General features: G+C 68.4%; 1 protein-coding gene. It reads left to right on the forward strand.

The window, feature by feature from the left end:
- The first annotated feature begins 133 nt into the window (after positions 1-133).
- Positions 134-550: an SDR family NAD(P)-dependent oxidoreductase gene (locus tag ETD96_RS43735; RefSeq protein WP_205719765.1), complete on the forward strand. Its 417-nt coding sequence runs from the start codon at positions 134-136 to the stop codon at positions 548-550.
- The last annotated feature ends 1239 nt before the right edge of the window (positions 551-1789 follow it).

Below are 1789 nucleotides of genomic sequence, written 5' to 3' on the forward strand. Positions count from 1 at the left end.
GCGGCCGGAGAACCCGGAGGAGCCGGGCGGCCAGTCCTTTCGGGCCACCTCACGGCAGACACCCCATCAGCCACACCCGGCTCCTCTGGGCGCCGGAACCTCAGTTCCAACACCAACAACCCTAAGGACCCGCATGGTCGAAACGAACCTGCTGGGCTCGATGTACGCCGTCCACACGGCCCTGCCACACCTGCTGAAGAGCAAGGGCACCGTCCTCCAGGTCTCCTCGACGTCAGGACGGATCGCATCAGCGGGCGGCGCCGTCTACGCCGCGACAAAGTTCGGCGTCAACGCGTTCTCCGAAGCACTCCGGCAGGAGGTGACCGCCCAGGGCGTCCGCGTAGTGATCGTGGAACCAGGCTTCGTCTCCACCGAACTGGCCGACCACATCTCCGACCCGGCGTCCCGGGCAGCCGCACAGCAGATGGCCGCGTCCATGCGCACCCTCCAACCCGAAGACATAGCCAACGCCGTCGTGTACGCCCTCACCCAGCCGGAACACGTAGCGGTCAACGAAATCCTCATCCGCCCAACCGACCAAACCCGCTAACCAAGCCCCCTCCCCCGTACACTTCCACGCCGCGCAACGGGCAAGCACCTGCGAACACGCCCCGTCGACCAAGGCAGCAGCCGCCCAGGCTGCGGACGCCCCCAGGCCATGCAGACGGCACGACCGTCCCAGCCGCAAGCGCTCCACCTGCCCGTGACTGGCGGTTTTACAAGCCCAGAGGGCTCACACAGGACGCGCCGGTTCGGCTGGACGGTCGCCTCCTTTCCGGCCTACGACCCTGCTCCGAGAGCGTGCGGACGCGTTGCCGTGGAGGGTCTACGAATCCCTGGTGGATCCCTCGGTGACTCAGGCAGGGGCGCGCCCCTGCGAACTCACACGGCCCGACCCCGCCAGGGCAGTCGGCCGGATCGGGGGATGAACCCAGGCCCGTGTCGGTGTGATGGCCCGGCGCAGGCTATCGATCACACGCCTGAGGCCAGGGCAGCGAGCAACTAGAACGAAAGCGTGCGCCAGCCCATCATGTGGCCCTGCCCCAACAGGCGGGCAACCCGGCTCGTTGACGGCCCAGACCGGGCAGGTGATACAGCCGGGCGCGGGGCGGCGCTCACGCGGCCTTGTCCCAGCACGACAGGCGACCAGGCCAGGGGACGACTCTGGGCCCCTGCGAGTGGAACGACGGCTGGGCTTGGGCCGGTCGAGGACACGGCCTTAACCCACCACGGCGGCGTCTGGTGCGCGACGTCTTCAGGGAGCTGTTGCTGAGGCGGTCGGCTGTGGACGCGGCGTGCGGTCACCCGGCCTTACTGAAACACGGCGGGCGCCCATGCGGGGAGAGAGACGGTTCCACTCGCGTCATTGGACTCGGGCCCGGGCCAGTCGATCGCGCACGGCCCCGGCAAGCGAGTGGGCAAGGCGTCCTCAGGCCCCGTCTTGGCTGAGGCGGTCGGGTATGGCACCCGTCGTGCGATCACGCGGCATCGCCCCAGCACGGCAAGTGACCAGGCTAGGAACAACTCCAGACCCATGCCGGTGGGACGGTCGGGTGCGGGTGCTGCCGTGCCTAAGGCCAGCGCGGTGGACGGAAGGCCGTGGGGCAACTTCGGGCCCGTGTTGGTGGGGGTACGGGTGTGGATGTGGGGCCGCCATCAGGCTGGACCGCCCCGGCGATGTTGGAGGCTCAGATTGTTGGTTCTCAGCCGGTCTAGGTCGCTGTGCCACGTGACCGGTTGAACGCTTCCTCGTACTCGCGCGGGGGAATGTTCCCGCAGTAAGAATGTA

This window comes from Actinomadura geliboluensis (genome assembly GCF_005889745.1).
Taxonomy (GTDB): domain Bacteria; phylum Actinomycetota; class Actinomycetes; order Streptosporangiales; family Streptosporangiaceae; genus Spirillospora; species Spirillospora geliboluensis.